This is a genomic window from Streptomyces natalensis ATCC 27448 (genome assembly GCF_000935125.1).
Taxonomy (GTDB): domain Bacteria; phylum Actinomycetota; class Actinomycetes; order Streptomycetales; family Streptomycetaceae; genus Streptomyces; species Streptomyces natalensis.
In genome coordinates this window covers 36,553-61,013 of record NZ_JRKI01000009.1, presented here as the reverse complement: position 1 = coordinate 61,013, position 24,461 = coordinate 36,553, and the positions used below count along the sequence as shown (strand labels likewise).

At 71.9% G+C, this 24,461-nt stretch carries 21 protein-coding genes and 1 pseudogene; 9 read left to right on the top strand and 13 right to left on the bottom strand.

The window, feature by feature from the left end; all coding sequences use genetic code 11:
* Nucleotides 1-248 precede the first annotated feature (248 nt).
* Complete coding sequence (gene leuA, locus SNA_RS06945) at nt 249-2,027, bottom strand: 2-isopropylmalate synthase (protein WP_030067968.1); 1,779 nt, start codon at nt 2,025-2,027, stop codon at nt 249-251.
* A gap of 315 nt (nt 2,028-2,342) precedes the next feature.
* Between leuA and SNA_RS06940 the strand changes: the two genes are divergently transcribed.
* The 4 genes from SNA_RS06940 (at nt 2,343) to SNA_RS06925 (ending at nt 6,513) form a co-directional block, all read left to right on the top strand.
* On the top strand, nt 2,343-3,422 hold the full coding sequence (locus tag SNA_RS06940) for a M4 family metallopeptidase (RefSeq protein WP_030067969.1): 1,080 nt from the start codon (nt 2,343-2,345) through the stop codon (nt 3,420-3,422).
* A gap of 45 nt (nt 3,423-3,467) precedes the next feature.
* Nucleotides 3,468-3,734 (top strand): protealysin inhibitor emfourin, encoded by a 267-nt coding sequence (locus SNA_RS06935; RefSeq protein ID WP_030067970.1) that lies wholly within the window; start codon nt 3,468-3,470, stop codon nt 3,732-3,734.
* Between the two features lie 89 nt (nt 3,735-3,823).
* Entirely contained in the window at nt 3,824-5,266 is a 1,443-nt protein-coding gene (locus SNA_RS06930) for a GH1 family beta-glucosidase (RefSeq protein ID WP_044363837.1), read from the top strand.
* Complete coding sequence (locus SNA_RS06925; RefSeq protein ID WP_044363835.1) at nt 5,263-6,513, top strand: MFS transporter; 1,251 nt, start codon at nt 5,263-5,265, stop codon at nt 6,511-6,513. The genes SNA_RS06930 and SNA_RS06925 overlap by 4 nt, the downstream gene beginning before the upstream one ends.
* A 55-nt stretch (nt 6,514-6,568) precedes the next feature.
* Here SNA_RS06925 and era read toward each other — a convergent pair whose 3' ends face one another.
* Genes era through SNA_RS06910 form a run of 3 tightly spaced genes read right to left on the bottom strand, consistent with a single transcriptional unit; the run spans nt 6,569 to nt 8,834 of the window.
* Nucleotides 6,569-7,507, bottom strand: coding sequence for a GTPase Era (gene era, locus SNA_RS06920; RefSeq protein WP_030067974.1), 939 nt, complete (start codon nt 7,505-7,507; stop codon nt 6,569-6,571).
* Nucleotides 7,508-7,556: 49 nt separating this feature from the next.
* Complete coding sequence (locus SNA_RS06915; RefSeq protein WP_030067975.1) at nt 7,557-7,922, bottom strand: cytidine deaminase; 366 nt, start codon at nt 7,920-7,922, stop codon at nt 7,557-7,559.
* Nucleotides 7,923-7,949: 27 nt separating this feature from the next.
* Entirely contained in the window at nt 7,950-8,834 is an 885-nt protein-coding gene (locus SNA_RS06910) for a helix-turn-helix transcriptional regulator (protein ID WP_030067976.1), read from the bottom strand.
* Between the two features lie 195 nt (nt 8,835-9,029).
* On the opposite strand from SNA_RS06910, the gene SNA_RS06905 reads away from it, so the two are divergent.
* Nucleotides 9,030-10,442 carry an MFS transporter gene (locus tag SNA_RS06905; RefSeq protein WP_037791554.1) on the top strand — a complete coding sequence of 471 codons (1,413 nt, stop codon included), beginning with the start codon at nt 9,030-9,032 and terminating at the stop codon, nt 10,440-10,442.
* Between the two features lie 432 nt (nt 10,443-10,874).
* Here SNA_RS06905 and SNA_RS06900 read toward each other — a convergent pair whose 3' ends face one another.
* From SNA_RS06900 to SNA_RS06885, 4 genes are all read right to left on the bottom strand, one after another.
* On the bottom strand, nt 10,875-12,203 hold the full coding sequence (locus SNA_RS06900; RefSeq protein ID WP_030067978.1) for a hemolysin family protein: 1,329 nt from the start codon (nt 12,201-12,203) through the stop codon (nt 10,875-10,877).
* A gap of 13 nt (nt 12,204-12,216) precedes the next feature.
* Nucleotides 12,217-12,714, bottom strand: a complete 498-nt coding sequence (gene ybeY / locus SNA_RS06895) for an rRNA maturation RNase YbeY (protein ID WP_030067979.1) — start codon at nt 12,712-12,714, stop codon at nt 12,217-12,219.
* A 50-nt stretch (nt 12,715-12,764) separates the two neighbouring features.
* Nucleotides 12,765-13,778 (bottom strand): PhoH family protein, encoded by a 1,014-nt coding sequence (locus SNA_RS06890; RefSeq protein WP_030067980.1) that lies wholly within the window; start codon nt 13,776-13,778, stop codon nt 12,765-12,767.
* A 183-nt stretch (nt 13,779-13,961) separates the two neighbouring features.
* Nucleotides 13,962-15,107: a carbohydrate kinase family protein gene (locus SNA_RS06885; protein WP_044363830.1), complete on the bottom strand. Its 1,146-nt coding sequence runs from the start codon at nt 15,105-15,107 to the stop codon at nt 13,962-13,964.
* A gap of 65 nt (nt 15,108-15,172) precedes the next feature.
* Between SNA_RS06885 and SNA_RS06880 the strand changes: the two genes are divergently transcribed.
* Nucleotides 15,173-16,495 (top strand): family 4 glycosyl hydrolase, encoded by a 1,323-nt coding sequence (locus SNA_RS06880; protein WP_030067983.1) that lies wholly within the window; start codon nt 15,173-15,175, stop codon nt 16,493-16,495.
* Nucleotides 16,496-16,536: 41 nt separating this feature from the next.
* On the opposite strand, the gene SNA_RS06875 is transcribed toward SNA_RS06880, so the two are convergent.
* From SNA_RS06875 to SNA_RS06865, 3 genes and pseudogenes are all read right to left on the bottom strand, one after another.
* Nucleotides 16,537-17,166 carry an MBL fold metallo-hydrolase gene (locus tag SNA_RS06875; RefSeq protein WP_030067984.1) on the bottom strand — a complete coding sequence of 210 codons (630 nt, stop codon included), beginning with the start codon at nt 17,164-17,166 and terminating at the stop codon, nt 16,537-16,539.
* Complete coding sequence (locus SNA_RS06870) at nt 17,166-18,251, bottom strand: S-(hydroxymethyl)mycothiol dehydrogenase (protein ID WP_030067985.1); 1,086 nt, start codon at nt 18,249-18,251, stop codon at nt 17,166-17,168. The genes SNA_RS06875 and SNA_RS06870 overlap by 1 nt, the downstream gene beginning before the upstream one ends.
* Before the next feature lie 98 nt (nt 18,252-18,349).
* Nucleotides 18,350-18,697: pseudogene (locus SNA_RS06865) on the bottom strand (enolase C-terminal domain-like protein); the annotation flags it as partial.
* A gap of 188 nt (nt 18,698-18,885) precedes the next feature.
* Here SNA_RS06865 and SNA_RS06860 point away from each other — a divergent pair.
* A complete protein-coding gene (locus SNA_RS06860; RefSeq protein ID WP_030067987.1) occupies nt 18,886-19,710 on the top strand; it encodes an HAD family acid phosphatase in 825 nt (274 codons plus the stop codon).
* A gap of 15 nt (nt 19,711-19,725) precedes the next feature.
* Here SNA_RS06860 and SNA_RS06855 read toward each other — a convergent pair whose 3' ends face one another.
* Nucleotides 19,726-20,631, bottom strand: coding sequence for a ribonuclease Z (locus tag SNA_RS06855; RefSeq protein WP_030067988.1), 906 nt, complete (start codon nt 20,629-20,631; stop codon nt 19,726-19,728).
* A gap of 6 nt (nt 20,632-20,637) precedes the next feature.
* Entirely contained in the window at nt 20,638-20,997 is a 360-nt protein-coding gene (locus SNA_RS06850; protein WP_030067989.1) for a histidine triad nucleotide-binding protein, read from the bottom strand.
* Between the two features lie 238 nt (nt 20,998-21,235).
* Between SNA_RS06850 and SNA_RS06845 the strand changes: the two genes are divergently transcribed.
* A complete protein-coding gene (locus tag SNA_RS06845; protein WP_030067990.1) occupies nt 21,236-21,667 on the top strand; it encodes an OsmC family protein in 432 nt (143 codons plus the stop codon).
* Nucleotides 21,668-21,875: 208 nt separating this feature from the next.
* Nucleotides 21,876-24,341: a hypothetical protein gene (locus SNA_RS06840; protein ID WP_044363824.1), complete on the top strand. Its 2,466-nt coding sequence runs from the start codon at nt 21,876-21,878 to the stop codon at nt 24,339-24,341.
* The last annotated feature ends 120 nt before the right edge of the window (nt 24,342-24,461 follow it).

The window sequence follows — 24,461 nt, the reverse complement described above, 5'->3', positions numbered from 1 at the left end:
TCGTTGATGCGCCGTCAGCACCCCGTACCGGACAACTGGCCGGATGGCGAGGGTCCGTTTACCGGTGTTCGCCCGGTCACCGGCGGCAAAGCCGTTCGGACGCGGACCGCGGTCTTGGCCGGAACGAAGGGGGTCGGGCCCCCTGTCGGCCCCTCGGGTGGGTCCCGGAACCCGGCGGGCGGACCACGCACGGCGCCCCTGCCACCCGGCCGGGCAACAGGGGCGCGCGCTGTGCAAACCCGTCCGCGTCAGCGTGCCGAGCGGTTGACCGCCGAGACGACCGCCTTGATGGAGGCGCGCACGATGTTGGCGTCGATGCCGACGCCCCACAGCACCTTGTCGCCGATCGCGCACTCGATGTACGCGGCGGCCTGGGCGCCGGCGCCCTCGCTCATGGTGTGCTCGACATAGTCCAGCAGGCGTACGTCCACGTCGACGGCGTGCAGCGCATCGAAGAACGCGGCCAGCGGGCCGTTGCCGGAGCCGGTCAGGACGGTGTCGGCGCCGTCGACCACGGCCTCGACGGTGAGCGCGTCGGTGCCGTCGCTGGTCGTCGAATTCTGGGCGGAGCGCAGGGAGATGCGGCCCCAGGGGTTGTCCGGGGTCGGCAGGTACTCGTCCTGGAAGACGTCCCAGATGTCGGCCGGGGTGACCTCGCCGCCCTCGGAGTCGGTCTTCTCCTGGATGATCCGGGAGAACTCGATCTGCATCCGGCGCGGCAGGTCCAGCTTGTGGTCGTTCTTCAGGACATAGGCGATACCGCCCTTGCCCGACTGCGAGTTGACGCGGATGACGGCCTCGTAGGAGCGGCCGACGTCCTTGGGGTCGATGGGCAGGTACGGCACGGCCCACTCGATCTCGTCGACGGTCTTGCCGACGGACGCCGCCTGGGCCTCCATCGCGTCGAAGCCCTTCTTGATGGCGTCCTGGTGGGAGCCGGAGAAGGCGGTGTAGACCAGATCGCCCGCGTAGGGGTGGCGCGGGTGGATCTCCATCTGGTTGCAGTACTCGGAGGTGCGCCGGATCTCGTCGATCTGGGAGAAGTCGATCTGCGGGTCGACGCCCTGGGAGAAGAGATTCATGCCCAGCGTGACCAGGTCGACGTTGCCGGTGCGCTCGCCCTGGCCGAACAGGCAGCCCTCGATCCGGTCCGCGCCCGCCATGATCGCCAGCTCGGCCGCCGCCACGGCCGTACCGCGGTCGTTGTGCGGGTGGACCGACAGGCAGACGTGCTCGCGGCGCGACAGGTTGCGCGACATCCACTCGAAGCGGTCGGCGTGGGTGGAGGGGGTGGAGCGCTCGACGGTGGCGGGCAGGTTCAGGATGATCTCGCGGCCCTCCTCGGGCTGCCAGACGTCCATCACGCCCTCGCAGACCTCCAGCGCGAAGTCCAGCTCGGTGTCGGTGAAGATCTCCGGGCTGTACTGGTAGCCGAAGGCGGTCTCGTCGCCCAGCAGCTTGTCGGCGTACTCCATCACCAGCCGGGTGCCGTCCACGGCGATCTGCTTGACCTGCTCCTTCGAGCCGCGGAAGACGACCCGGCGGAAGACCGGCGCGGTGGCGTTGTACAGGTGCACGGTGGCGCTGTGGGCGCCGCGCAGCGACTCGACGGTGCGCTCGATCAGCTCTTCGCGGGCCTGGGTCAGGACGGAGATCGTCACGTCCTCGGGGATCGCGCCCTCTTCGATGATGGAGCGGACGAAGTCGAAGTCCGTCTGGCCCGAGGAGGGGAAGCCGACCTCGATCTCCTTGTAGCCCATGCGCACCAGGAGGTCGAACATCTCCCGCTTACGGGCCGGCGACATCGGGTCGATCAGCGCCTGGTTGCCGTCGCGCAGGTCGGTGGACAGCCAGCGGGGCGCGACCGTGATGCGGTTGTCGGGCCAGGTGCGGTCGGGGATGTCTACGGCCTCGTAGCGGCCGTACTTGTGGATCGGCATCCCGGAGGGGCGCTGCCGCTGGGTCGCGGCCGTGATGGGGGTACGACGGCCGACGGCATGGGCGGCGGGGCTCGACGGATTCGTCATGATGCGTGGGGCTCCTCGTGTGTCCATTGGGGCACGGCCGACGGGGCGGTTTTCCGCAACACCGAACTCCGCGGGGAGGGGGTCGGCCTCGACTACAGGCCCTCGCCGCGGCAGCTAAGGAGAAGCAGCCCGAAACGCATGATGTGCGGCAGCGTATCCGAGGATCGCGGTGACCGGTCGATGCGTATCAGTATGCGGGACCGGATCGACGTAACGCCCTAACTGCGACGAACCACACGTTTTCGGGAATCTCGGCCGCGAGCGGTGACAACCGCGTTACAGGGTGCCACCTTTTTGTTCATGGACTTCACTCACATGGACCGCGATCACCTGGACCACGACCTCACGGGCTGCCCCGGGGCCGGAAACCGGGTCTTCTGCACCGTCGTCCCGCCGCACATCCTCAGCAATCTGGCCGAACGGCACGAGCATGTGCGCCGCACCCTGGAGCACGACGAGAACCACCGCGCCCACCGCCTCGACATCGTCAGCCGCGGGCTGACCCCCGGCGAGCCCGGCACCGACGCCGACAAGCCGCACCGCACCATCTACGACGCCGGCCACCAGGAGACCGTGCCCGGCACCAAGGTGCACGCGGAGCCCGACGGGCCCTCGCAGGACGTCTCCGTCAACCGCGCGCACGCCGGTCTGGGGGCCACCTTCGAGCTCTATCTGAAGGTCTACGGCCGCAAGTCCATCGACGGCGCCGGGCTGCCGCTGGACGCCACCGTCCACTACGGCCAGAAGTACGACAACGCCTTCTGGGACGGCGAGCGGATGGTCTTCGGCGACGGGGACAACGACCTGTTCCTGGACTTCACCATCCCGGTCGACGTCATCGGCCACGAGCTGACCCACGGCGTCACCCAGTACAGCGCCAACCTCGACTACCAGGGCCAGTCCGGCGCGCTCAACGAATCGATCTCGGATGTGTTCGGCTCGCTGATCAAGCAGTACGCACTGGGGCAGAGCACCGAGGAGGCCGACTGGCTGATCGGGTCCGGGCTGCTGGGCCCGAACGTCACCGGCAAGGCGCTGCGCTCGATGAAGGCGCCGGGGACCGCGTACGACGACGATGTGCTGGGCAAGGACCCGCAGCCCGCGAAGATGAAGGACTACGTCAAGACCTCCAAGGACAACGGCGGGGTGCACCTCAACTCCGGCATCCCCAACCACGCCTTCTACCTCTACGCCACCGGGCTGGGCGGCAACGCCTGGGAGAAGGCCGGACAGGTCTGGTACGACGTGCTGACCGGCGGCGAGCTCGCCAAGGACGCCCAGTTCGCCGACTTCGCCAAGCTCACGGTGCAGGCGGCTCAGGCCCGCTACGGCGCCGGCGCGGAGCACGGCGCCGCGGTCAAGGCGTGGACCGAGGTCGGGGTGACCGTCAAGTAGCCCGCGGGGGCTCTTCCCGGCCGCCCTACGGGGTAGGAGCTCCCCATGCGTATTGAGATCCGACGCACGGGTGGCTTCGCCGGCATCGAGCGCCGCGCCGCGGTCGACACCGCGGTGCGGCCCGATGCCGATGAGTGGCATGCCCTGGCCGAACAGTCCCTCGCCGACGCCCATGAGACACCGCCCGTCGGGGTACCGGACGGTTACAGCTATCAGCTCACCGTCGACGGGCGGACGGTGTACTGCGCCGATCCGCGGCTGACGGACGAGCAGCGGAAGCTGATCACATGGGTGATGAAGGAGGGGGCGTAACGCCTCCGCGGCCGCCCGGCCGGTCTCCCAACTGCCCGGCCCGGCACGCCTCTTGACGCTGTTACCGGCGGTAAACGAGGATCCGGCGCATGACCACCGCGCCGGCGTCCTCCCCGTCGTCCCGACCCTCTCCCTCGCCTTCGTCCCGGCCCGCCTCCCCCCTGCCCCGCTTCCCCCGCGACTTCCTGTGGGGCGTGTCGACCTCCGCCGCCCAGATCGAGGGCGCGGTCGACGAGGGCGGGCGCGGCCGCTCCGCCTGGGACGCGTTCGCGGCGCAGGCCGGACGGATCAAGGACGGGTCCGACGCCCGGGTCACCACCGACCACTACCACCGCTACCGCGAGGACGTCGCGCTGCTGGAGGACCTCGGCGTCGGCGCCTACCGCTTCTCGGTGGCCTGGCCGCGGGTGGTGCCGGACGGCGGCCGGCGGATCAACGCCGCCGGGCTGGACTTCTACGACCGGCTGGTCGACGCGCTGCTGGCGGCCGGGGTCCGGCCCGTACCGACGCTGTTCCACTGGGACACCCCGCAGGCCCTGGAGGCCGGTGACATCGGCGGCTCCGCCGCAGGCGGCGGCTGGCTCCTGCGGGAGACCGCCGAGCGTTTCGCGGCGTATGCGGACGCGGTGGCGGCGCGGCTCGGGGACCGGGTGGAGCACTGGATCACCCTCAATGAACCGGCCGAGCTGACCCTGCTGGGCTACGGGCTCGGACAGCACGCCCCGGGCCGCCGGCTGCTCTTCGATGCGCTGCCCGCCGCCCACCACCAGCTGCTCGGCCACGGCCTCGCCGTCCAGGCGCTGCGCGCCCGCGGCGCCACCAGCATCGGCATCGCCAACTCCCACGGCCCCACCTGGGCGGCGTCCCCCTCCACGGCCGACACCGAGGCCGCCGACTTCTACGATCTGCTCCTCAACCGCCTCTTCGCGGACCCGGTCCTGCTCGGCCGCTACCCGGACGAGGGCCTCGCGTCGATGCTCCCGGGGCCGGTCGCCGACGACCTGAAGATCATCGGCCAGCCGCTGGACTGGTACGGGATCAACTACTACCAGCCCACCCTGGTGGGCGCCCAGGACCCGGCCGCCACCGGCTCCGCCGACTTCGGCGGGATCGCCCTGCCACCGGAACTCCCCTTCGCCCCCCGCGAGATCGAGGGATATCCCCGTACGGACTTCGGCTGGCCCGTGGTCCCCGAGGCCCTCACCGAACTCCTCCTCTCCTTCCGCGAGCGCTACGGCGCGAGCCTGCCGCCGGTCGTGATCACCGAGAACGGCTGCGCCTACGAGGGCATCGAGGACACCGAACGGATCGCCTTCCTGGACGGCCATCTGCGGGCGCTGCACGCGGCGATGGCCGCCGGGGCCGATGTCCGCGGCTATTTCGTCTGGTCGCTGATGGACAACTTCGAATGGGCGGAGGGGTTCGCCCGGCGCTTCGGGCTCGTCCACATCGACTATGCGACGCTGGCCCGCACGCCGAAGGCGTCGTACCGCTGGCTCCAGGCGGCGCTGCGGGACCAGGCGCGGGGGTGAGCGCACCGGGGCCGCCCGCCCCTTTGGCGGAGCCGGCCGCGCGGGTCGGCCGGGGATGGACGGTGTCCCTGGCGCTGGCGATGGGTGCGGTCTGGGTCGGCTGGTACGGCCCGATCCAGATCCTGCTCGCCCTCCAGGCCGCCGCGCTCGCCCCGCCCGGCGCGTCGAAGGAGTCGGTGCTGGCGTGGGTCACCGGCCTGGGCGCCGCCGTCTCGCTGCTGTCCAATCCCCTCTTCGGCGCCCTCTCGGACCGTACGACCTCGCGCCACGGGCGCCGCAGGCCATGGATCCTGGCCGGGGCGCTGGGCGGGGCGGCGGCGCTGGCACTGCTGGCGGGGGCGCGTACGGTCGCGGTGATGGCGGTGGGGTGGTGCCTGGTCCAGCTCACCCTCAACGCGGCGTTCGCGGCGCTCACCGCGGCCGTCCCGGACCGGGTGCCGCACCTCCAGCGCGGCGCCGTCGGCGGATGGCTGGGCGCGGCGCAGATCCTGGGCGTCGTCGTCGGCACGGGCCTGGCCACGGTGGCGGGCGGTGTCGCCGCGGGCTATGCGGCCTGCGCCGCCTTCACCCTGCTGGCCACGCTCCCCTACGTCCTCCTGCACCGGGACCCGGTGCTGCCGCGCGCCGCCCGTCCGCCGCTGACCTGGCGCGGCTTCCTCGCCGGCTTCTGGCTCAGCCCGCGCCGCCACCCGGACCTCGGCTGGGCCTGGCTGACCCGCTTCCTGATCAACCTCGGCAACGCGCTGGCGCTGCTCTACCTGCTGTACTACCTGCGGGACGCGCTGCACCGCCCGGACCCGGACGGCGGGGTGCTGATCCTGACCGCGGTCAACGGCGCGACGCTGCTGGCCACCGTGGTCGTCGGCGGTATCTGGTCGGACCGCACGGGGCGCCGGCAGCCGTTCGTCCTGTGGGCCGGGGTGATCATGGCGGCCGCCACCCTGCTGCTCGGCACCTGGCAGACCTGGACCGGCGCGCTGTGCGCCGCCGCACTGCTCGGCGTCGGCTTCGGCGTCTTCACGTCCGTCGACTTCGCCCTGATGACGGACGTCCTGCCGGCCGCCGCCCACCGCGGCAAGGACCTCGGCCTGATCAACATCGCCAACTCCCTGCCCCAGGTCGCCGCCCCGGCCCTCGCGGCACCGCTCGTGAACCACCTCGGCGGATACCGGGTGCTGTATGCGGTGGCCGCGGCAATCGGACTGGTGGGGGCGCTGCTGGTGCGGCGGATACGGGGCGTGGCGTGAGGGGCGGGGCGCGCGATGCGGCCCCGCGGTCGGCGGCGAATGCCCCGGGCGGGCCCTAGAACCCCAGCTTGCGCAGCTGCTTGGGATCGCGCTGCCAGTCCTTGGCCACCTTGACGTGCAGGTCCAGGAAGACCGGCGTGCCCAGCAGCGCCTCGATGTGCTTGCGGGACTTGGTGCCGACCTCCTTCAGGCGCTTGCCCTTGGGGCCGATGATGATGCCCTTCTGGCTGGGGCGCTCGATGTAGAGGTTGGCGTGGATGTCGAGCAGCGGCTTGTCGGCGGGGCGGTCCTCGCGCGGCAGCATCTCCTCGACCACGACGGCGATGGAGTGCGGCAGCTCGTCGCGTACGCCCTCCAGCGCGGCCTCGCGGATCAGCTCGGCGACCATGACCTGCTCGGGCTCGTCGGTGAGATCGCCCTCCGGGTAGAGCGCCGGGCCCTCGGGGAGGAGCGGGACGAGGAGGTCGGCGAGGAGCGAGACCTGGGTGTCGCCGACCGCCGAGACCGGGATGATCTCGGCCCATTCGATACCCAGTTCCTGGCCGAGCCGGTCGATGGCGATCAGCTGGGCGGCCAGCGCCTTGGAGTCGACCAGATCGGTCTTGGTGACGATGGCCACCTTGGGCGTCTTCTTGATACCGGCCAGCTCGGTGGCGATATAGCGGTCACCGGGGCCGATCTTCTGGTCGGCGGGCAGGCAGAAACCGATGACGTCCACCTCCGCCCAGGTGGTGCGCACGACGTCGTTGAGGCGCTCGCCGAGCAGCGTGCGCGGCTTGTGCAGACCGGGGGTGTCCACGAGGACCAGCTGGGCCTCGGGGCGGTGCACAATGCCGCGCACGGTGTGGCGGGTGGTCTGCGGCCGGTTGGAGGTGATGGCCACCTTCGTGCCGACCAGAGCGTTCGTAAGGGTGGACTTGCCCGCGTTGGGGCGGCCGACGAAGCAGGCGAAACCGGCGCGGTGCGAGGCGGAGGAGTCTGTACGGACGCTCATGGCGCCCATTCTCCCTGATCGCCGGGGCCGCGCCGACCATCGCCGGGAGTCAGGCCCCGGGCCCGCCCGCGGCCACGGTGCTGCGCAGGGTGCCGTCGGGGCCCGCCACCAGGACCGGCGTCGCGGCGCCGCCGAGATCGCGTACGGCCGCCCGGTCCGCCTCGGCGGCCTGCTCGGCCTCGGTGACCACGGCCGCGGCCTCCAGCGAGGTGGCTCCGCTGGCCACGGCCATCGCGACCGCCGTCTGGAGCGCGCTGAGCCGCAGCGACTCCAGGGCTACGGTGCCGGCGACATAGGTGCGGCCGGTCTCGTCCCGTACGGCGGCCCCCTCGGGAACACCGTTGCGGGCCCGCGCCGAGCGCGCGAGCGTGATGATCTTGCGGTCTTCGGGGTCCAGCGCTGCGGAGTCGGTCATACCGGCGAGCATAAGCGGCGCGGTGGGTCAGCCCGCCACCGAGTACATGCCGCCGCGACGGCCCTGCGGCGAGGTGAGCCGCTCCAGCCTGGCTGCGGTGTCCGTCCCGGCGCGCGGGTTGTGCAGCACGATGGTCAGATCCGGCCGCGCCGGGACCTGGAGCTGCGTGGACTCGAAGAGCAGGGCGCCGACCAGCGGATGGTCCATCTCCTTGTGCATCTGGCCGCCGTCGAGGACGTCGCCGCGCGCCCACAGCTCCGCGAACTCCTCGCTGCGCCCGGCGGTCTCCCGTACGACCGCCTCGAAACCCTCGTCACCGGGGCGCGCCGAGCAGGCGGCGCGGAACTGTGCGACGACGAGCGGGGCGTTGGCCTCCCAACTGGCGGCGCGGGCACGGTAGACGGGGTCGGTGAAGAACGCGATCAGGCAGTTGGGGGAGACGCCGGGACCACCGTGGCCCATGACCAGACGGGACGCTTCGTTGTAGGCGATGGTGTTCCAGTACGGGTCCATGATGTGCGCCGGGAACGGCATCCAGGCGTCGATCAGCCGCTGGAGGCCGTCGCACAGATGGTCCTGGTCGTACTCCGAGCGCGGCTGCGGGGGATTCAGCCCGGCCAGTACGTACAGATGCCGCCGCTCGGCGCCGCTGAGCCGCAGCACCCGGGCGACCGCGTCCAGCACCTGCGGCGAGACGGTGATGTCGCGGCCCTGCTCCAGCCATTGGTACCAGGAGGCGCCGACACCGGCGAGGACGGCGACCTCCTCGCGGCGCAGGCCGGGGGTGCGGCGGCGGCCGCCGTCGGGCAGGCCGGCCTCGGCCGGGGTGACCCGGGCCCGGCGGCTCATCAGGAAGTCGCGCAGGTCCTGGCGGCGGCGCGAGGTGTCGCGGGCGGCGGTGGTTTCCGGCATGGCCACGTGTCTCCCCCTGTCGGCGTGGCTGGTGGTGCGGACACCACCATAAGTTGCCGCTCCCCACGGCGTATTCCGCGGCCGCAGGCTCGGGACATGCCAGTTATCGACACCCCCGCCTCCACCGGCGCGCGCACGGACCCGGGCGCCCCCGCGGCCACCACCGCTCCCGGTTCAGCTCCCGCTCCCACCGGGATGACCACCCGTGCCAAGCTGATCCTTCTGCTGCTGTGCGCGGCGCAGTTCATCGTCGCGCTCGACTTCTCCATCCTGAACGTGGCGCTGCCCGTGCTCGGCAAGGACCTGGGCATGGGCCAGGCCGATCTCCAGTGGGCGGTCACCGCGTTCGCCCTGCCGTCAGGCGGGTTCCTGCTGCTGTTCGGCCGGATCGCCGATCTCTTCGGGCGGCGCCGGCTGTTCCTGACCGGGCTCGCGCTGTTCACCGCGGCTTCCGTGCTGGCCGCGCTGGCCTGGGAGCCGGCCGCGCTGCTGGCCGGGCGCGCCCTCCAGGGTCTGGGGGCGGCGGTCATCGTCCCCACCGGGATGTCCCTGCTGACCACCACCTTCGCCGAGGGCCCGCAGCGCGAACGCGCGCTGGGCATCAGCGGCACCCTGCTCTCGTTGGGCTTCACCATCGGCATGGTGCTCGGCGGGGTGATGACCGATGTACTGGGCTGGCGCTCCACGATGGGCGTCCTCGCGGTGGCCGGCGGCGCCGTCCTGGTCGTCGCGCCACTCCTGCTGACCGAATCGCGGCATCCCTCGCGCCGCCGGATCGACGTCCCCGGGGCGGTCACCGTCACCGGAGGTCTGCTGTCGGTGATCTACGCCCTGTCGACCGCCGCCGAACAGGGCTTCGGACGCCCGGACGTGGTGGCCGCACTCGTCGTGGGCCTGGTGCTGCTGGCCCTGTTCGTGGTCGTCGAATCGCGGTCCGGCCAGCCGCTGGTCTCGCTGTCGATGCTGCGCCGGCGCACCGTCGCCTGGGGCAATCTGGCGGGCCTGACGACCTTTTCGATGATGAGCACCGTCATCTTCCTGCTGACGCTGTATCTCCAGGAGGTGCTGCGGCTGTCCGCCTTCCAGACCGGACTGATCTTCGGCGTCCAGGGCGCCGTGTCGACGGCCTCCGGCGTGATCGCCCCGAAGGTCATCGGCCGGCTCGGCGCCCGTACCACCCTGGTGACCGGGCTGGCCCTCCAGGCCGCCTTCACCGCCGCGCTACTGGGGCTGAGCCCGGCCGGCAGTGCCGGGATGTGGCTGGCCCTGGGCGCGGTGACGCTCGGCAGCCTCTTCCATCTGTGGGCGATCGTGGCGTACGGGGTGATCGCGACGTCCGGGGTGCCGGATGCCGAACAGGGCCTGGCGACGGGTCTGGTCACCAGCTCGCAGCAGATCGGGCTCACCGTCGGCATTCCGCTGCTGAGCGCGGTCGCCGCGGCGCACAGTGCGGCGCTGCGTGCGGACGGCGGCGGCTTCGCGGACGCCACGCTGGGCGGGATCAAGCTGGGGCTGGGCGTGGACGCGGCCGTGGTGGCGGCGGTGGCGGCACTGGTCGCCCTGGGGCTGCGGACGGCCCGGACGGCGCGGCGCGGCCGGGCCGGATGAGGCTGAAGACGGCGGTTGCCCCGCTCCCCTGCGCCGGGGCAACCGCTCTTCAGCAGGCAACGGCCGTCAGACGGCGTTGCTGCAGTCCATGACGGGGGAGGAAGCGGCGCCCCTGCCGGAATCCGTGGCGATCGGCATTTCGTCAATCCGCATTTCGCACCCCGCCCCTTCTTTTCCTGCGGAATTCGCCGGTGCCGCGAAATCATCGGGCCGGGGCACCGCGGAATTCCCGAATTCCGCGGGTGCGCCCGTTCGGCGGCCGGGCCACCACAACCCTCACGTGGCATGTTTCCGCCAACCGGCGTGAGCGATCTTTCCATGGTCATCGGCGGGGAATCCAGCGTCCCGAAACATGGAATGCAGAAAACTTGCAGTGAACTCGGGAACAGTACGCGGGAACAGTGGGACGGAAGGCCCGTACGAAATCCCGGATCAGCTCGCGACGCGCTCGGCGGCCCCGGCGGCGCCCGCCGGGCCGACCGGTTCGCACAGCACCGTGATGATCTTGTTGCGACGGCCGGCCGGGGACTCGGCGGTCAGCCGGAGCGCCTTGAGATCCGGGTCGGTGGCATCGTCGGAGAGATCGACCTCGGCCGTGGCACCCGCGATCGGCACCCGGCCCAGCAGCTTGGCGAGCAGTCCGCCGACCGTCTCGACGTCCTCGTCGTCCAGCTCCGCCAGGCCGTAGAGCTCGCCGAGCGCGCCGATGTCCAGGCGGGCGGTGACGCGGTACCGGCCGTCGCCGAGGTCCTCGACGGGCGGCAGCTCGCGGTCGTACTCGTCGGTGATCTCACCGACGATCTCCTCCAGGATGTCCTCGATGGTGACGATGCCGGCCGTACCGCCGTACTCGTCGATCACCACCGCGACATGGTTGCGGTCCTGCTGCATCTCCCGCAGCAGATCGCCCGCGTTCTTGGTGTCCGGTACGAAGACCGCCGGGCGCATCGCCGACGAGACCAGCTCGGTCTCCGCGTCCCGGCTGATGTGCACCTTGCGGGCGAGGTCCTTGAGATAGACCACGCCGACGACGTCGTCCTCGTTCTCGCCGGTCACCGGGATCCGCGAGAAGCCGGAGCGCAGCGCGAGGGTCAGCGCCTGGCGGATGGTCTTGAAGCGCTCGACGGACACCAGGTCCGTGCGCGGCACCATCACCTCGCGTACGAGGGTGTCGCCGAGCTGGAAGACGGAGTGCACCATCCGGCGCTCCTCGTCCTCGATCAGCGACTCCTTCTCCGCGAGGTCCACCAGGGAGCGCAGCTCGGCCTCGGAGGCGAACGGGCCCTTGCGGAAACCCTTGCCCGGGGTGAGGGCGTTGCCGATGAGGATCAGCAGCTGCGGGATCGGGCCCATGATGCGGGCCAGCGGGAGCAGGACGTAGGCGGCCACGGTGGCGGTGTTGAGCGGATGCTGCCGGCCGATCGTGCGCGGGGAGACGCCGACGGCGACATACGACACCAGCACCATCACAGCGATGGCGACCGTCAGCGCCTGCCAGGTCTTGTCGAACGAGCGCAGACAGGCGTAGGTGACCAGGACACCGGCGGCCATTTCGCAGCCGACGCGCACCAGCAGCGCGACGTTCAGATACCGGGTGGGGTCCGCGGCGACCGCGGCGAGCTTGGCGCTGCCGCGGCGCCCGGAGCGGACGGCCTCCTCGGCGCGGAAGCTCGTCGTACGGGCCAGGCCCGCCTCCGCACAGGCGGCGAGCCAGGCGACCACGACGAGCAGCACCGCGACCACGATCAGCTGGGCGGTCATGACGGGCGCCCCGTCAGGTGAGGGTGGGGGCCGGGGAGGGACCGCTCAGGCCCCGCTCGGCCCGCCAGCCGTCGATGATCGCCGCCTGGAGGCCGAACATCTCGGCCTTCTCGTCGGGCTCCTCGTGGTCGTACCCCAGGAGGTGGAGCACCCCGTGGACGGTCAGCAGCTGGAGCTCCTCATCCATGGAATGCCCGGTCGGCGCCTCCTCCCCCTGCTTCTTGGCGACCTCGGGACACAGCACGATGTCACCGAGGAGCCCCTGCGGGGGCTCCTCGTCGTCCTTGGCCGGCGGACGCAGCTCGTCCATCGGGAAGGACATGACATCGGTCGGACCCGGCAGATCCATCCACTGGAGGTGGAGCTGCTCCATGGCCTCGGCGTCCACGACGATGACGGACAGCTCGGAGAGCGGGTGGATGCGCATCCGGGCGATGGCATAGCGGGCAACGTCCAGGACGGCCTGCTCATCGATGTCCGTTCCGGACTCGTTGTTGACGTCGATCGACATGGGAGGTGTTTCGTCTCGCTTCTGGGTGCTCGGAGCCGCGGCCCGGCGGCCTACTGGCCGCTCTTGCCGTTACGGCTGTCGTACTTCTCGTAGGCGTCGACGATACGGCCGACCAGCTTGTGCCGGACCACATCCTTGCTGGTGAGCAGGGAGAAATGCACATCCTCGACGCCGTCCAGGATCTCCCGCACCTGACGCAGCCCGCTCTTGGTGCCGCCGGGGAGGTCGACCTGCGTGACATCACCGGTGATGACTATCTTCGACTCGAAGCCGAGGCGGGTGAGGAACATCTTCATCTGCTCGGGATTGGTGTTCTGCGCCTCGTCGAGAATGATGAAGGCGTCATTGAGGGTGCGACCCCTCATATACGCCAGCGGCGCCACCTCGATCGTCCCCGCCGCCATCAGACGCGGGATCGAGTCCGGGTCGAGCATGTCGTGCAGCGCGTCGTAGAGCGGGCGCAGATACGGGTCGATCTTCTCGTAGAGGGTGCCGGGCAGGAAGCCGAGGCGTTCGCCGGCCTCGACTGCGGGGCGGGTCAGGATGATGCGGTTGACCTGTTTGGCCTGGAGGGCCTGGACGGCCTTGGCCATGGCCAGGTACGTCTTGCCGGTGCCGGCGGGGCCGATGCCGAAGACGACGGTGTGCTCGTCGATGGCGTCGACGTAGCGCTTCTGGTTGAGGGTCTTGGGGCGGATGGTGCGGCCCCGGTTGGAGAGGATGTTCTGGGTGAGGACCTGGGCGGGGGTCTCGCCGACCGCGCCTTCGCCGTTGTCCGCCGCGCGCAGCATGGCGATGGAGCGTTCCACTGCGTCCTCCGTCATCGGTTGTCCGGTGCGGAGCACCAGCATCATCTCGTCGAACAGGCGCTGGACGAGGGCGACTTCGCGGGCATCGCCGACAGCGCTGACTTCGTTGCCCCGGACATGGATGTCGGTCGCCGGGAATGCCTTTTCGATCACCCGCAGCAGCGAGTCGCCGGATCCCAGCACCGTCACCATCGGGTGCTTGGCTGGAACGGTGAACTGGGCGCTCGCCTGCGGTTGCATGGGTGTCTGCGTCATGGGCCGGCTCTGGAGCCTGCTCAACCCCCATCCTTTGCTCGTTCAGAGGTGCCCGCTGCTCGGAACGCGGCGCCTGAGGCCTGACTCTCCTTGGGATACAAGAGTACGACGGGGCACTGACAAGCCCGAAGGCTTTTCCGGGCGGGAGGTCCGGAGGGGGCGGACGGGGCGGAGTGCCGCCGGTCAGGCGGGGCGGCGGAAGCCGATGGTGGGGACGGCGCGGGCCAGCGGGACGGGCCGGTAGGCGGCAGGCAGGACGTCGTCCAGGAACGCGTACTGGCGGCGCAGGGGGGTCGGCGCCGCCGCGTCACACATCCGTACGCCCTGCCACCAGGCGGCGATCTCGGCCCAGCCGGGTGCGGAGAGGGAGCCGCCGAATTCCTGCACCGACAGGGCGGCGCTCAGGCCCGCGAAGGCCAGGCGGTCGGCCAGCGGCCAGGCGGCGAGGGTGCCGGTGACGAATCCGGCGACGAAGACGTCCCCGGCGCCGGTGGGGTCGAGGGCCTCGACGGCGATGGCGGGCACCTCGGCGGTCTCGCCGGTGCGGCCGTCCGCGGCGCACGCGCCCTCCGCGCCCATGGTGACCACGGCGAGCGGGACGCGATCGGCGAGCTTGCGGGCGGCGGTGCGCGGGCAGTCGGTGCGGGTGTAGCGCATCGCCTCCTCGGCGTTGGGCAGGAACGCCTCGCAGTGTTCGAGGTCGGCGAGGTCGGCCGGGTCCCAGCGGCCGGTGTCGTCCCAGCCGACGTCCGCGAAGATCCGGCTGCCGCGGCCGGCGGCGCAGCCCAGCCAGCCCTCCCGCCGGCCGGGCACCAGCGAGGCGACGCAGGCGCGGGAGGGCGGCGGGCAGCCCGGTGCGTGGCCGCCGTCGAAGGCGGATTCGGGCGCGGGTGCCTCGTGACCGTGCGAGACCATGGTCCGTTCGCCCTCATAGGCCATCGAGACCGTCACCGGAGAGTGCCAGCCGGGGACCGTACGTGACATCGACAGGTCGATGCCCTCGCCGACGGAGAGCGCCTCCCAGCAGTACTCGCCGTACATGTCGTCACCGAAGGCGGCGGCCAGGGAGGTGCGCAGGCCGAACCGGGCCAGGGCGGTGGCCATGTTGGCGACGCCGCCGGGGCTGGAGCCCATGCCGCGGGCCCAGGACTCGGTGCCGCGGACCGGTGCGGAGTCCAGGCCGGTGAAGATGATGTCCAGGAAGACGGTGCCGGTGAGGTAGACGTCGGTGGGCGGATCGCCGGCCCGCCGCACCTCGGCCAGCGGGTCGAGGGCCGTCGGCACCCCGGCCGGGCCCGTGGGCTGGACATCGCGTCGGCCTGTGCTCACCGCGCTCGCCCCTTCCTCTTGGCACGTGCCGCCAGTGTGCCCGATGCTGCGGTACGTTCCGCCTCATGAGGCTCACGATTCTCGGCGGTGGCGGTTTCCGGGTGCCGCTGGTCTACCGCGCGCTGCTGGCGGACCCGGGACGCTGCGTCTCGGAGGTGACCCTGTACGACACCGACGTGCGCCGGGTGACGGTGATCGCCGAGGTGTTGACACACCTGGCGCAGGGCCATCCCGATCCGGTGACCGTACGCGTGGTCGGCGACCTCGACAAGGCCCTGACCGGCGCCGACTTCATCTTCTCCGCGATACGGGTGGGCGGTACGGCGGGCCGGGTGCGCGATGAGCGCATCCCGCTGGCCGAGGGGGTGCTGGGCCAGGAGACGGTGGGGGCGGGCGGTGTCCTGTACGGGCTGCGGACGATCCCGGTGGCGCTGCATCTGGCCGAGCGGATCGCCGCGCTCGCGCCGCACGCCTGGGTCATCAACTTCACCAACCCGGCGGGCATGGTCACCGAGGCGATGGCGCAGGTGCTGGGCGAGCGGGTCATCGGGATCTGCGATTCGCCGGTGGGGCTGGTGCGGCGGGCCTGCCGGGCGGTCGGCGCGGACCCCGGCGAGGTGGCGTACGACTACATCGGCCTCAACCACCTCGGCTGGCTGCGGTCGTTGACGCGGGACGGCGCCGAGCTGCTGCCCGGTCTGCTGGCCGATGCCGACGCGCTGGCGTCCTTCGAGGAGGGCCGCCTGTTCGGCGCGGACTGGCTGCGGGCGCTGGGCGCGCTGCCCAACGAGTATCTGCACTACTACTACTTCCGCCGCGAAACCCTCGACTCGGTACGGGCCGCGGGCAGGACCAGGGGCGAGTTCCTCGACCACCAGCAGGGCGGCTTCTTCGAGCGGGCCGCGGCGGCGGCCGGCCCGGAGGCGGTGCACGCGCTGTGGGAGCGCACCCGGCTGGAGCGCGAGGAGACGTATATGGCGGAGAGCCGGGAGGCGACCGGCGGCTGGCAGCGCGACAGTCATGACCTGGAGGGCGGCGGCTACGACCGGGTGGCGCTGGCGGTGATGTACGCCATCGCGGGCGACCGCGGGGCCCGGCTGATCCTCAATGTCCGCAATGGGTCGACGGTGCCGCAGCTGGCGCCGGACGCGATCGTGGAGACCGTGTGCGAGGTGACGTCGAAGGGGCCCCGCCCGCTGCCCTGTGCACCGCTGCGCGAGGACCAGTTGGGGCTGATGCTCCAGGTCAAGGCGGTGGAGCGGGCAACGGTCCGGGCCGCGGTGTTCAAGGACCGCGCCGCGGCCCTGCGGGCGCTGGCCCTGCATCCACTGGTGGACTCCGCCGCGGTGGCCGCCCGCATCCTGGAGCGGGCGGCCGGGGAGGGGTGAGGGACGGGCGGGTCCCGGGGCCCGCCTTCGGGGGGCGTCCGTCAGTGGCCCCGCGTGATCCACTCCTCCAGGTGCGGGGCCTCCTCCCCGATGGTCGTGGACTCGCCGTGTCCGGTGCGTACGCGGGTGGCCGGGGGCAGCGTCAGCAGGCGGTCGCGGATCGAGTCGATGATCGTCGGGAAGTGGGAGAACGATCGCCCGGTGGCGCCCGGTCCGCCCCTGAAGAGGGTGTCGCCGGTGAAGACGGTGCCCAGGTCGGGGGCGTACAGGCAGACCGCGCCCGGCGCATGCCCCGGGGTGTGCAGCACGGTCAGGTCCGTACCGGCGATGGTCAGGACCTGCCCGTCGGCCAGCGGGGCGTCGGGGGCCGAGTCGGGGTGGGTCTGCTTCCACAGCGGCAGGTCGTCGGCGTGCAGCAGGATCCGCGCGCCGGTACGGGAGGCCAGCGTGGGGGCAGCGCCGATGTGGTCGTTGTGGGCGTGGGTGCACAGGATGGCGCGCAGCCGGCGGCCGCCGAGGGCCGCCAGGATGGCGTCGGCATCATGGGCGGCGTCGATGACGACGGCGTCCTCGTCGTCGCCGACGATCCAGACGTTGTTGTCGACGTCCCAGGTGCCGCCGTCGAGCGAGAACGTTCCGGAGGTGACCAGATGCTCGATGCGGGCCGTCATCAGAGCGTCACCACCGAGCGCAGGACGTCGCCCGCGTGCATCCGCGCGAAGGCGCTCTCGATGTCCTCGATGCCGATGGTCTCGGTGACGAAGGCGGCGAGGTCGATCCGGCCCTGGAGGTGGAGGTCGATGAGCATCGGGAAGTCCCGGGAGGGCAGGCAGTCGCCGTACCAGGAGGACTTGAGGGCGCCGCCGCGCCCGAAGACGTCCAGGAGGGGGAGTTCGAGGGTCATCTCCGGGGTGGGGACGCCCACCAGGACGACGGTGCCGGCCAGGTCCCGGGCGTAGAACGCCTGCTTGTAGGTCTCGGGGCGGCCCACCGCCTCGATGACCACGTCCGCGCCGAAGCCGCCGGTCAGGTCGCGGATGGCCTCGACGGGGTCCGCGGTGCGGGAGTTGACGGTGTGGGTGGCGCCCATGGAGAGGGCGGTCGTCAGCTTGCGGTCGTCGATGTCCACCGCGATGATCTTGGCCGCTCCGGCCAGCCGCGCGCCCACGACGGCGGCATCGCCCACCCCGCCGCAGCCGATGACCGCCACCGCGTCGCCGCGTCCCACCTGGCCGGTGTTGAGTGCGGCGCCGATGCCCGCCATCACCCCGCAGCCCAGCAGCCCGGCGACGGCCGGGGAGACCGCGGGGTCGACCTTGGTGCACTGTCCGGCGGCGACCAGCGTCTTGTCGGCGAACGCCCCGATGCCCAGCGCCGGGCTCAGCTCGGTGCCGTCCTTCAGGGTCATCTTCTGCCGCGCGTTGTGGGTGTCGAAGCAGTACTGGGGACGCCCGCGCAGACACGCCCGGCACGCCCCGCACACCGCCCGCCAGTTGAGGACGACGAAGTCGCCCGGCGCCACGTCCGTCACTCCCGCCCCGACGGACTCCACCACGCCGGCCGCCTCGTGCCCGAGGAGGAACGGGAAGTCGTCGTTGATACCGCCCTGCTTGTAGTGCAGATCGGTATGACACACCCCGCACGCCTGGATCCTCACGACGGCTTCGCCGGGGCCGGGGTCCGGCACCAGGATCGTCTCCAGCCGGACCGGTTCGTTCTTCCCCGGCGCAATGACGCCGCGCACTTCCTGTGCCATGGCAGCCCCTTCCAAAGATCACCTAGGGGACCACTGTGACGCACCGTCGGCGGGCAGGGCCATAGCGCACGCGGGTGGCCGGCGCACGGCGGCCGGTGTCACCAGCGGGGCACCGCCGGGGTGACCCACCCCGGCTCCGCCACCCGCATCGCCGCGGCGTCGTCGCGGGAGCGGTAGGTGCCGTCGCCCTCCCGCCAGCGGCGGTGCAGCGCGGCGAGCCGGTCCCGGTCGAGGTCGACGCCCAGGCCCGGGGCGTCGCCGACGCCCAGGTGGCCGTCACGGAAGGCGAGGCGTTCGGTCAGAACGTCCTCGGTCTGCCAGGGGTAGTGGGTGTCGCAGGCGTGATCGAGGTGGGGGACGGTGGCGGCGACGTGGGTCATGGCGTCAAGGCTGATGCCCAGGTGGGTGTTGGAGTGCATGGCCAGGCCGACGCCGAACGTGCGGCAGTGTGCACGACAGCCGTCAACACCCCACCCCCGTAAGGCTTTACCAACCGTTGAATCTTCGCGCGTAGATACGCAGAGGGCGCTCTGTTAGATCTACTTGAGGCCCGTATGGCCCTGTTCATGTCATCCGACGTCATGGCACCCGACCCGGACCCGGCCTGACACCCCCACCTCCGAAGGAGCCGCGCATGGCCCGTCCCACCCCCCTTCGCCGCCTCTCCCGTCGTGCGCGTCTCGGCGCCGCGACGGTCGCCGCCCTCGTCACCGGCACCGCCCTCTTCGGCATCGGCCAGGCGTCCGCGGAGCACGCGGTCCCCCGCACCGACAAGGAGATTCCCAACCTCACCCTGGTGCAGGACAAGATCAAGGCGTACTACGGCGACACCGTGACGCCCGACGGCCAGCACTACGCCTCCCCGAAGAGCAACTACGCCCATCAGGTCCGCGGCATCGAGGCCCGGGCCCGCGGCTATCTGGCCAAGGCGCTCGCCCGGCCCGGCACCGGGTCCGGCAGCCACGCCAAGGCCGCCAAGCCGGCCATCGTCCTGGACATGGACGACACCACCCTGCTCACCTACAACTACGAGCTCCAGGTGGGCTTCCACTTCACCCCGGAGAGCCAGGACGCCTACCTGGCCGGCACCGACATGGACCCGGTCTTCGGCATGGGCAAGCTGGTCAACTGGGCACACGCCAAGGGGGCCGAGGTCTTCTTCGTCACCGGCCGCAAGGAGGCGCAGCGCGAGTGGAGCGTGCGCAACCTGAAGAACGTCGGCTACGGCGTGCCGCTGGACCACGGCCATGTCTTCCTCAAGGACAAGGAGCACCCGCCGCCGTACCTCCCCTGCGGGGCGAACTGCTCGGTCGTGGAGTACAAGTCGGGCACCCGCAAGCACATCGAGTCGCTCGGCTACCACATCGTCGCCAACTTCGGCGACCAGTACAGCGACCTGGAGGGCGGCGCGAGCGACCGCACCTTCAAGCTGCCGAACCCGATGTACTACCTGCCGTAGGCGCCCCGGAGGGGGTCAGTGCCGCTTGGGGAGGGGCACGCGCATCAGGTCCTGGGCGATGGAGAGTTCGCCGGTGAATCCTGCGGCGCGTGCCTGCCGCTCGAACTCGTCCGGGTCGGCGTAGCGCTGTGAGAAGTGGGTCAGGACCAGGTGGCGCACGCCCGCGTCCCGGGCCACGGAGGCGGCCTGTCCGGCGGTCAGGTGGCCGTGGTCGACGGCCAGTTGGATGTCCTCGTCCAGGAAGGTCGACTCGATGACGAGCATGTCGGCGCCGTCCGCCAGGGCGTATGCCCCCTCGCACAGCCGGGTGTCCATCACAAAGGCGAACTTCTGCCCGCGCCGCAGCTCGCTGACCTCCTCCAGGCGGACGCCGTCCAGCTCGCCGGTGCGCTGGAGGCGGCCGATGTCGGGGCCGGTGATGCCGTGTGCGGCCAGCTTCTCGGGCAGCATCCGCCGGGTGTCCGGCTCCACCAGGCGGTAGCCGTAGGACTCCACCGGGTGGGAGAGCTTGCGCGCCTCCAGGGCGTACGACTTCGAGCGGTCCAGTTCGCCGTCCTCGGCCACCGGGCGCTGCTTGAGGCGGACCGTCTCCCGGTAGGCGGTGGCGTACCGCAGCCGGTCGAAGAAGCGCTCCCCGGAGGCCGGGTAGTGGGCCGTGATGGGGTGCGGCACCTGGTCCAGGTTGATCCGCTGGATCACCCCGGCGAGGCCCAGTGAATGGTCGCCGTGGAAGTGCGTGACACAGATCCGGTTGAGGTCGTGCGCGGCGACCCCGGCGCGCAGCATCTGGCGCTGCGTGCCCTCACCGGGGTCGAAGAGCAGCCCCTGGCCGTCCCACCGCAGCAGATAGCCGTTGTGGTTGCGGTGCCGGGTGGGCACCTGGCTGGCGGTGCCGAGGACGACCAGTTCGCGTACGGACACGGCCGCTTATCCGGGGGGCCACTGGAGGCCGCGGCCGCCGAGCACGTGCAGATGGGCGTGGAAGACGGTCTGGCCCGCGCCGGCACCGGTGTTGAAGACGACCCGGTAGCCGGTGTCCTCGATGTTGTCCCCGGCGGCGACCTCACGGGACTCGCGCAGTATGTCGGCGACCACCTGCGGTTCGGCGGCGGACAGGGATGCGGCGTCCGGGTAGTGCACCCGGGGGATCACCAGGACGTGCGTGGGGGCCTGCGGGTTGATGTCGCGGAAGGCGACGGTGGTCTCCGTCTCGCGGACGATGGTGGCCGGCACCTCCCCCGCCACGATTTTGCAGAACAGGCAGTCGGCCTGCGGATCTCCCGCCACCGGTGGGCTCCTTAGGGGTCGCGCCGCATGCGCCCTGCGCACACGCCGTACGCACGGTGCGCACGGCCTCGGATGCTACCGGGCCGCGGCACTGTCGCCCGGGTGCGGGGGCCGCGGCCGGCCGGGCGCCGGGGCCGCGGTCGGCCGGGTACGGGGGCGCGATCGGCCGGGCGCGGGGGCCGGGGATCACTAAGCTGACCGGCACAGGCTTATCGCCCACAACCGGGAGTTATCCACCATGGCAACCACACGCACCGCCAACACCCACTGGGAAGGCAACCTCCTGGAGGGCAAGGGCCAGGTAGCCCTCTCGTCCTCCAACGTCGGCACGTACGACGTGAACTGGCCCGCCCGCGCGGAGCAGCCCAACGGCGTCACCAGCCCCGAGGAGCTGATCGCGGCGGCCCACTCCTCCTGCTACTCGATGGCGTTCTCGCACGGGCTGGCGGGCAAGGGGTACACCGTCGAGACGCTGGACACCCGGGCCGATGTGACCTTCCAGCCCGGTGAGGGCATCACCGGCATCGCCCTGTCCGTCAAGGCCAGGGTTCCCGGCCTGTCCGAGGCCGACTTCCAGGCGGCCGCCGAGGACGCCAAGGCCAACTGCCCGGTGAGCCAGGCGCTGGCGGGGGTCAAGAACATCACGCTGGCCGCGGAGCTGCTGGCCTGACACCGGGTCGGACGCGGTGAACGCGGTGCCGCCGACCGGAGCTCGGGCCCGGTCGGCGGCACCGCCGCATGGTGCGGAAGGGCAGGCCGGGGGCGGTCCGCGGGCGTTGTCAGTGGGGCGTGGCACGATCGGGGACGTACGGCTGGTGGGGTGTCAGCCACCGCGCCGTCCACCACGCCGTCCACCGCTCCACGAAGGGATCCGCCCCGTGACCGACAGCTCCCACCGAGCGCTCCGCCTCGCGCTGGGCCTCGCCGATCCGGCCACCGCCGATGCGCTCGCCGAGCGGCTGCGGCCGGAGCTGCTGGGCGCGCTGGCCCACCGGTTCGGGCTGCCCGCGGAGATGGTGGAGGAGCTGGCCGGGCCGGAGCCCGCCGGGCTGCGGGCCGCGCTGACCGCGGACCCCCTGGAATGGCTGCTGGGGGTGGCCGCGCTGGGCGATCCGGCGGTCGGCCGGGCGCTGTGGAGCGCGCGCTACCGGCCCGACTGGGTGGTTCCGGTGCGCGCGGGCGACCGCGTGCTGCCCGCGGTGCTGGAGGCGGCCGATCCCTGGGACGAGCGCTGGTACGACGAGGACGGTCTGCTCGAAGCGGTGGAGGACGAGGCCGGTGTGACCGCGCTGCTCACCGCCCTGACCTGCAACTTCCCCCGGCTGATCGGCTATTCCGCGGCCATGCTCGGCCGCTGGCTGCCGCCGTCGGTGATGCTGGACACCATGATCACCGTCGCGGAGCTGACGGGCGCGCAGGGGCTCGCCTCCTTCATCCGCGGCGTCGAGACGACTCCGGAGCTGGGCGATCTGGGGCACCCGTGGCTGCTGGACACCTTGCGCCAGGCCGTGGACGCCCCCGACCCGGAGTCCTTCCTGAGGGAGCGCCGGCCCGCCGGGGAGTGGACCGACCCGGCGCAGGTGCGCGCCCTGCTGATGCTCCGCAGCGGCAACGGCCCCTCGGCCGCACCCGCCGGCCTCGACTGGGACCTGATCCGGCGCGAGCACCGGCGGCTGCCGTTCGGCCAGGAGACCGGCGGCACACCGGACTTCCGCAGGGGCAGCCGGCTCCTGCGGCTGGTCCGGTGGGAGGGCTGCCCCGCCGACCTGGTGCTGGAGAGCTTCCGCACGGACCCCGTGGAGACCGCCCGGGCCGGCGCCGAGCTGCCCTTCGAGGCGCTCACCGAGCGCGTCACCTGCGGCCGCTGGAGCCTCCTCTCGGAGGCCCTCGGACGGGGCATCCGTGCGGGCCGGCTGCCGGTGGAGCGGGTGCTGGCCGAGGTGAAGCCCGCGGAGGCGGTGCTGGACGGGCTGCCGTACGACCACGAGCCGACCCGTAAGGCTCTCGGGACGCTGCTCGCCCGCCTCGGCACGGACCCCGTCAACTGGCTGACGTGCTACGCCCGCATCGGGCGCGCCGAGGGCAGCGTCGCGGACCTGATAGCCGACGCCGTCTCGACGGACACCCGCAGGAAGCGCCACACCACCTGGCCGCGTCCGGCCCAGGCGCAGTTCCCGGCCGCCCCGCCCGAGAACACCCGGCCGACGTTCCTGGACATGTTCCAGTGCGCCTCCGAGGAGGCCCAGCGGGCCGTCGTCCCGTATCTCGACGCGCGGGCCGTGCAGCATCTGCTGGTCTACGGCGACCCGTCACCGGCGGTGCGCGAGGCGGTGGTGACCGCGCACGGCCGGCCGGCCCTGGTGGCGATGTCCGCCGCGTACCGCCTGCCCGCCGAGAAGGTGGCCCACCTCCTGGATCTCGACGATCCGGAGGTGGACGCCCAGTTGTTCCGCTACGGCAACCTCGACCGGTCCGAGCAGGAACGGGTGCTGGCCGGACGGCTGCGGCGCGGCGGCACCCGCCCCGTGCCCGGGGAGGTGCTCGCGGTGCTGGACGACCTCAGCGTCGCCCACAGCCGCGACCGGCTGATGGCCGGTCTGGGATCCGGGGACGTCGGCGTGGCCCGCAGGCTCGTGGACCGGCTGCGGCTGCACATACCGGCCACCCGGCTGCGGCTGCTGGTCGCGGTGTGGGAGCGCGGCGGGCCGGATGCCGTCCGGGAGATCCTGGCCATGGACCGCCTCCCGGTCACCCTCCGCCGCCGGACCGGGAAGCTGCTGGACGCACCCGACGGACTGGCCCTGCTGCGCGCCCAGCTCGCCGAGGAGGAAGCCCCCGAGCGGCTCCTGGCGTATCTCACCGCGTCCGCCTCCGATCCCGGGGCGCGGCTGCACCGGCTGCGCAGTGAGGGCCTGGAGCCGCCGTGGGCGGCGCTGGTGGCGGCGCAGGGCGCCGGGCCGCTCCCGTCCGGCCTGCTCGTCGCGCTGGCGGAAGATCCGGGCTGCCCGCGCGAACTACTGCTGCCGGCCCTGGCGTTCGCCCCCGGGGACGGACCCGACTGGGCCCACGCCGCCCTCAAGGAGGGCAAGCTCACCCCCGAGGACGTCCTGACCCACGCGGCCCCCGCCCGCGCCTCCCTCGGCCTGCTGCGGCGCTACGCCGACGACCGGCCCGCGCCGGGGGCCCTGTGTGCGGTGCGCGGACGGGCGGCGGCGCTCGCCCGGGAGCATCTGGCCACGGACGTCGAAGCCTGGGCCGTATGCCTTCAGCTGCTGCCGACGTTCACCGGGACCCTGCCCGAACTCCTCGCGACGGCAGGGGCATTGACGCGGCACCACCTGTGACCGACCCACGTACGCACCTTTGAACTCGGGGTTTCCCGGGGATCCTCGGCCGTTCCGCGGGCATTGTCAGTGGTCCGTGTCACGATCCATGGCGTACCGGCGGTGACGTAACGACCGCAC

What these genes read in the sequence shown, in the direction of transcription:
- SNA_RS06915 (WP_030067975.1), bottom strand. Translation starts at nt 7,922, where the DNA reads ATGACCGACTCCGCAGCGCTGGACCCCGAAGACCGCAAGATCATCACG.
- ybeY (WP_030067979.1), bottom strand. Translation starts at nt 12,714, where the DNA reads ATGTCGATCGACGTCAACAACGAGTCCGGAACGGACATCGATGAGCAG.
- era (WP_030067974.1), bottom strand. Translation starts at nt 7,507, where the DNA reads ATGAGCGTCCGTACAGACTCCTCCGCCTCGCACCGCGCCGGTTTCGCC.
- SNA_RS06910 (WP_030067976.1), bottom strand. Translation starts at nt 8,834, where the DNA reads ATGCCGGAAACCACCGCCGCCCGCGACACCTCGCGCCGCCGCCAGGAC.
- SNA_RS06845 (WP_030067990.1), top strand. Translation starts at nt 21,236, where the DNA reads ATGGCAACCACACGCACCGCCAACACCCACTGGGAAGGCAACCTCCTG.
- SNA_RS06935 (WP_030067970.1), top strand. Translation starts at nt 3,468, where the DNA reads ATGCGTATTGAGATCCGACGCACGGGTGGCTTCGCCGGCATCGAGCGC.
- SNA_RS06900 (WP_030067978.1), bottom strand. Translation starts at nt 12,203, where the DNA reads ATGACCGCCCAGCTGATCGTGGTCGCGGTGCTGCTCGTCGTGGTCGCC.
- SNA_RS06875 (WP_030067984.1), bottom strand. Translation starts at nt 17,166, where the DNA reads ATGACGGCCCGCATCGAGCATCTGGTCACCTCCGGAACGTTCTCGCTC.
- leuA (WP_030067968.1), bottom strand. Translation starts at nt 2,027, where the DNA reads ATGACGAATCCGTCGAGCCCCGCCGCCCATGCCGTCGGCCGTCGTACC.
- SNA_RS06880 (WP_030067983.1), top strand. Translation starts at nt 15,173, where the DNA reads ATGAGGCTCACGATTCTCGGCGGTGGCGGTTTCCGGGTGCCGCTGGTC.
- SNA_RS06890 (WP_030067980.1), bottom strand. Translation starts at nt 13,778, where the DNA reads ATGACGCAGACACCCATGCAACCGCAGGCGAGCGCCCAGTTCACCGTT.
- SNA_RS06860 (WP_030067987.1), top strand. Translation starts at nt 18,886, where the DNA reads ATGGCCCGTCCCACCCCCCTTCGCCGCCTCTCCCGTCGTGCGCGTCTC.
- SNA_RS06870 (WP_030067985.1), bottom strand. Translation starts at nt 18,251, where the DNA reads ATGGCACAGGAAGTGCGCGGCGTCATTGCGCCGGGGAAGAACGAACCG.
- SNA_RS06940 (WP_030067969.1), top strand. Translation starts at nt 2,343, where the DNA reads ATGGACCGCGATCACCTGGACCACGACCTCACGGGCTGCCCCGGGGCC.
- SNA_RS06905 (WP_037791554.1), top strand. Translation starts at nt 9,030, where the DNA reads ATGACCACCCGTGCCAAGCTGATCCTTCTGCTGCTGTGCGCGGCGCAG.
- SNA_RS06930 (WP_044363837.1), top strand. Translation starts at nt 3,824, where the DNA reads ATGACCACCGCGCCGGCGTCCTCCCCGTCGTCCCGACCCTCTCCCTCG.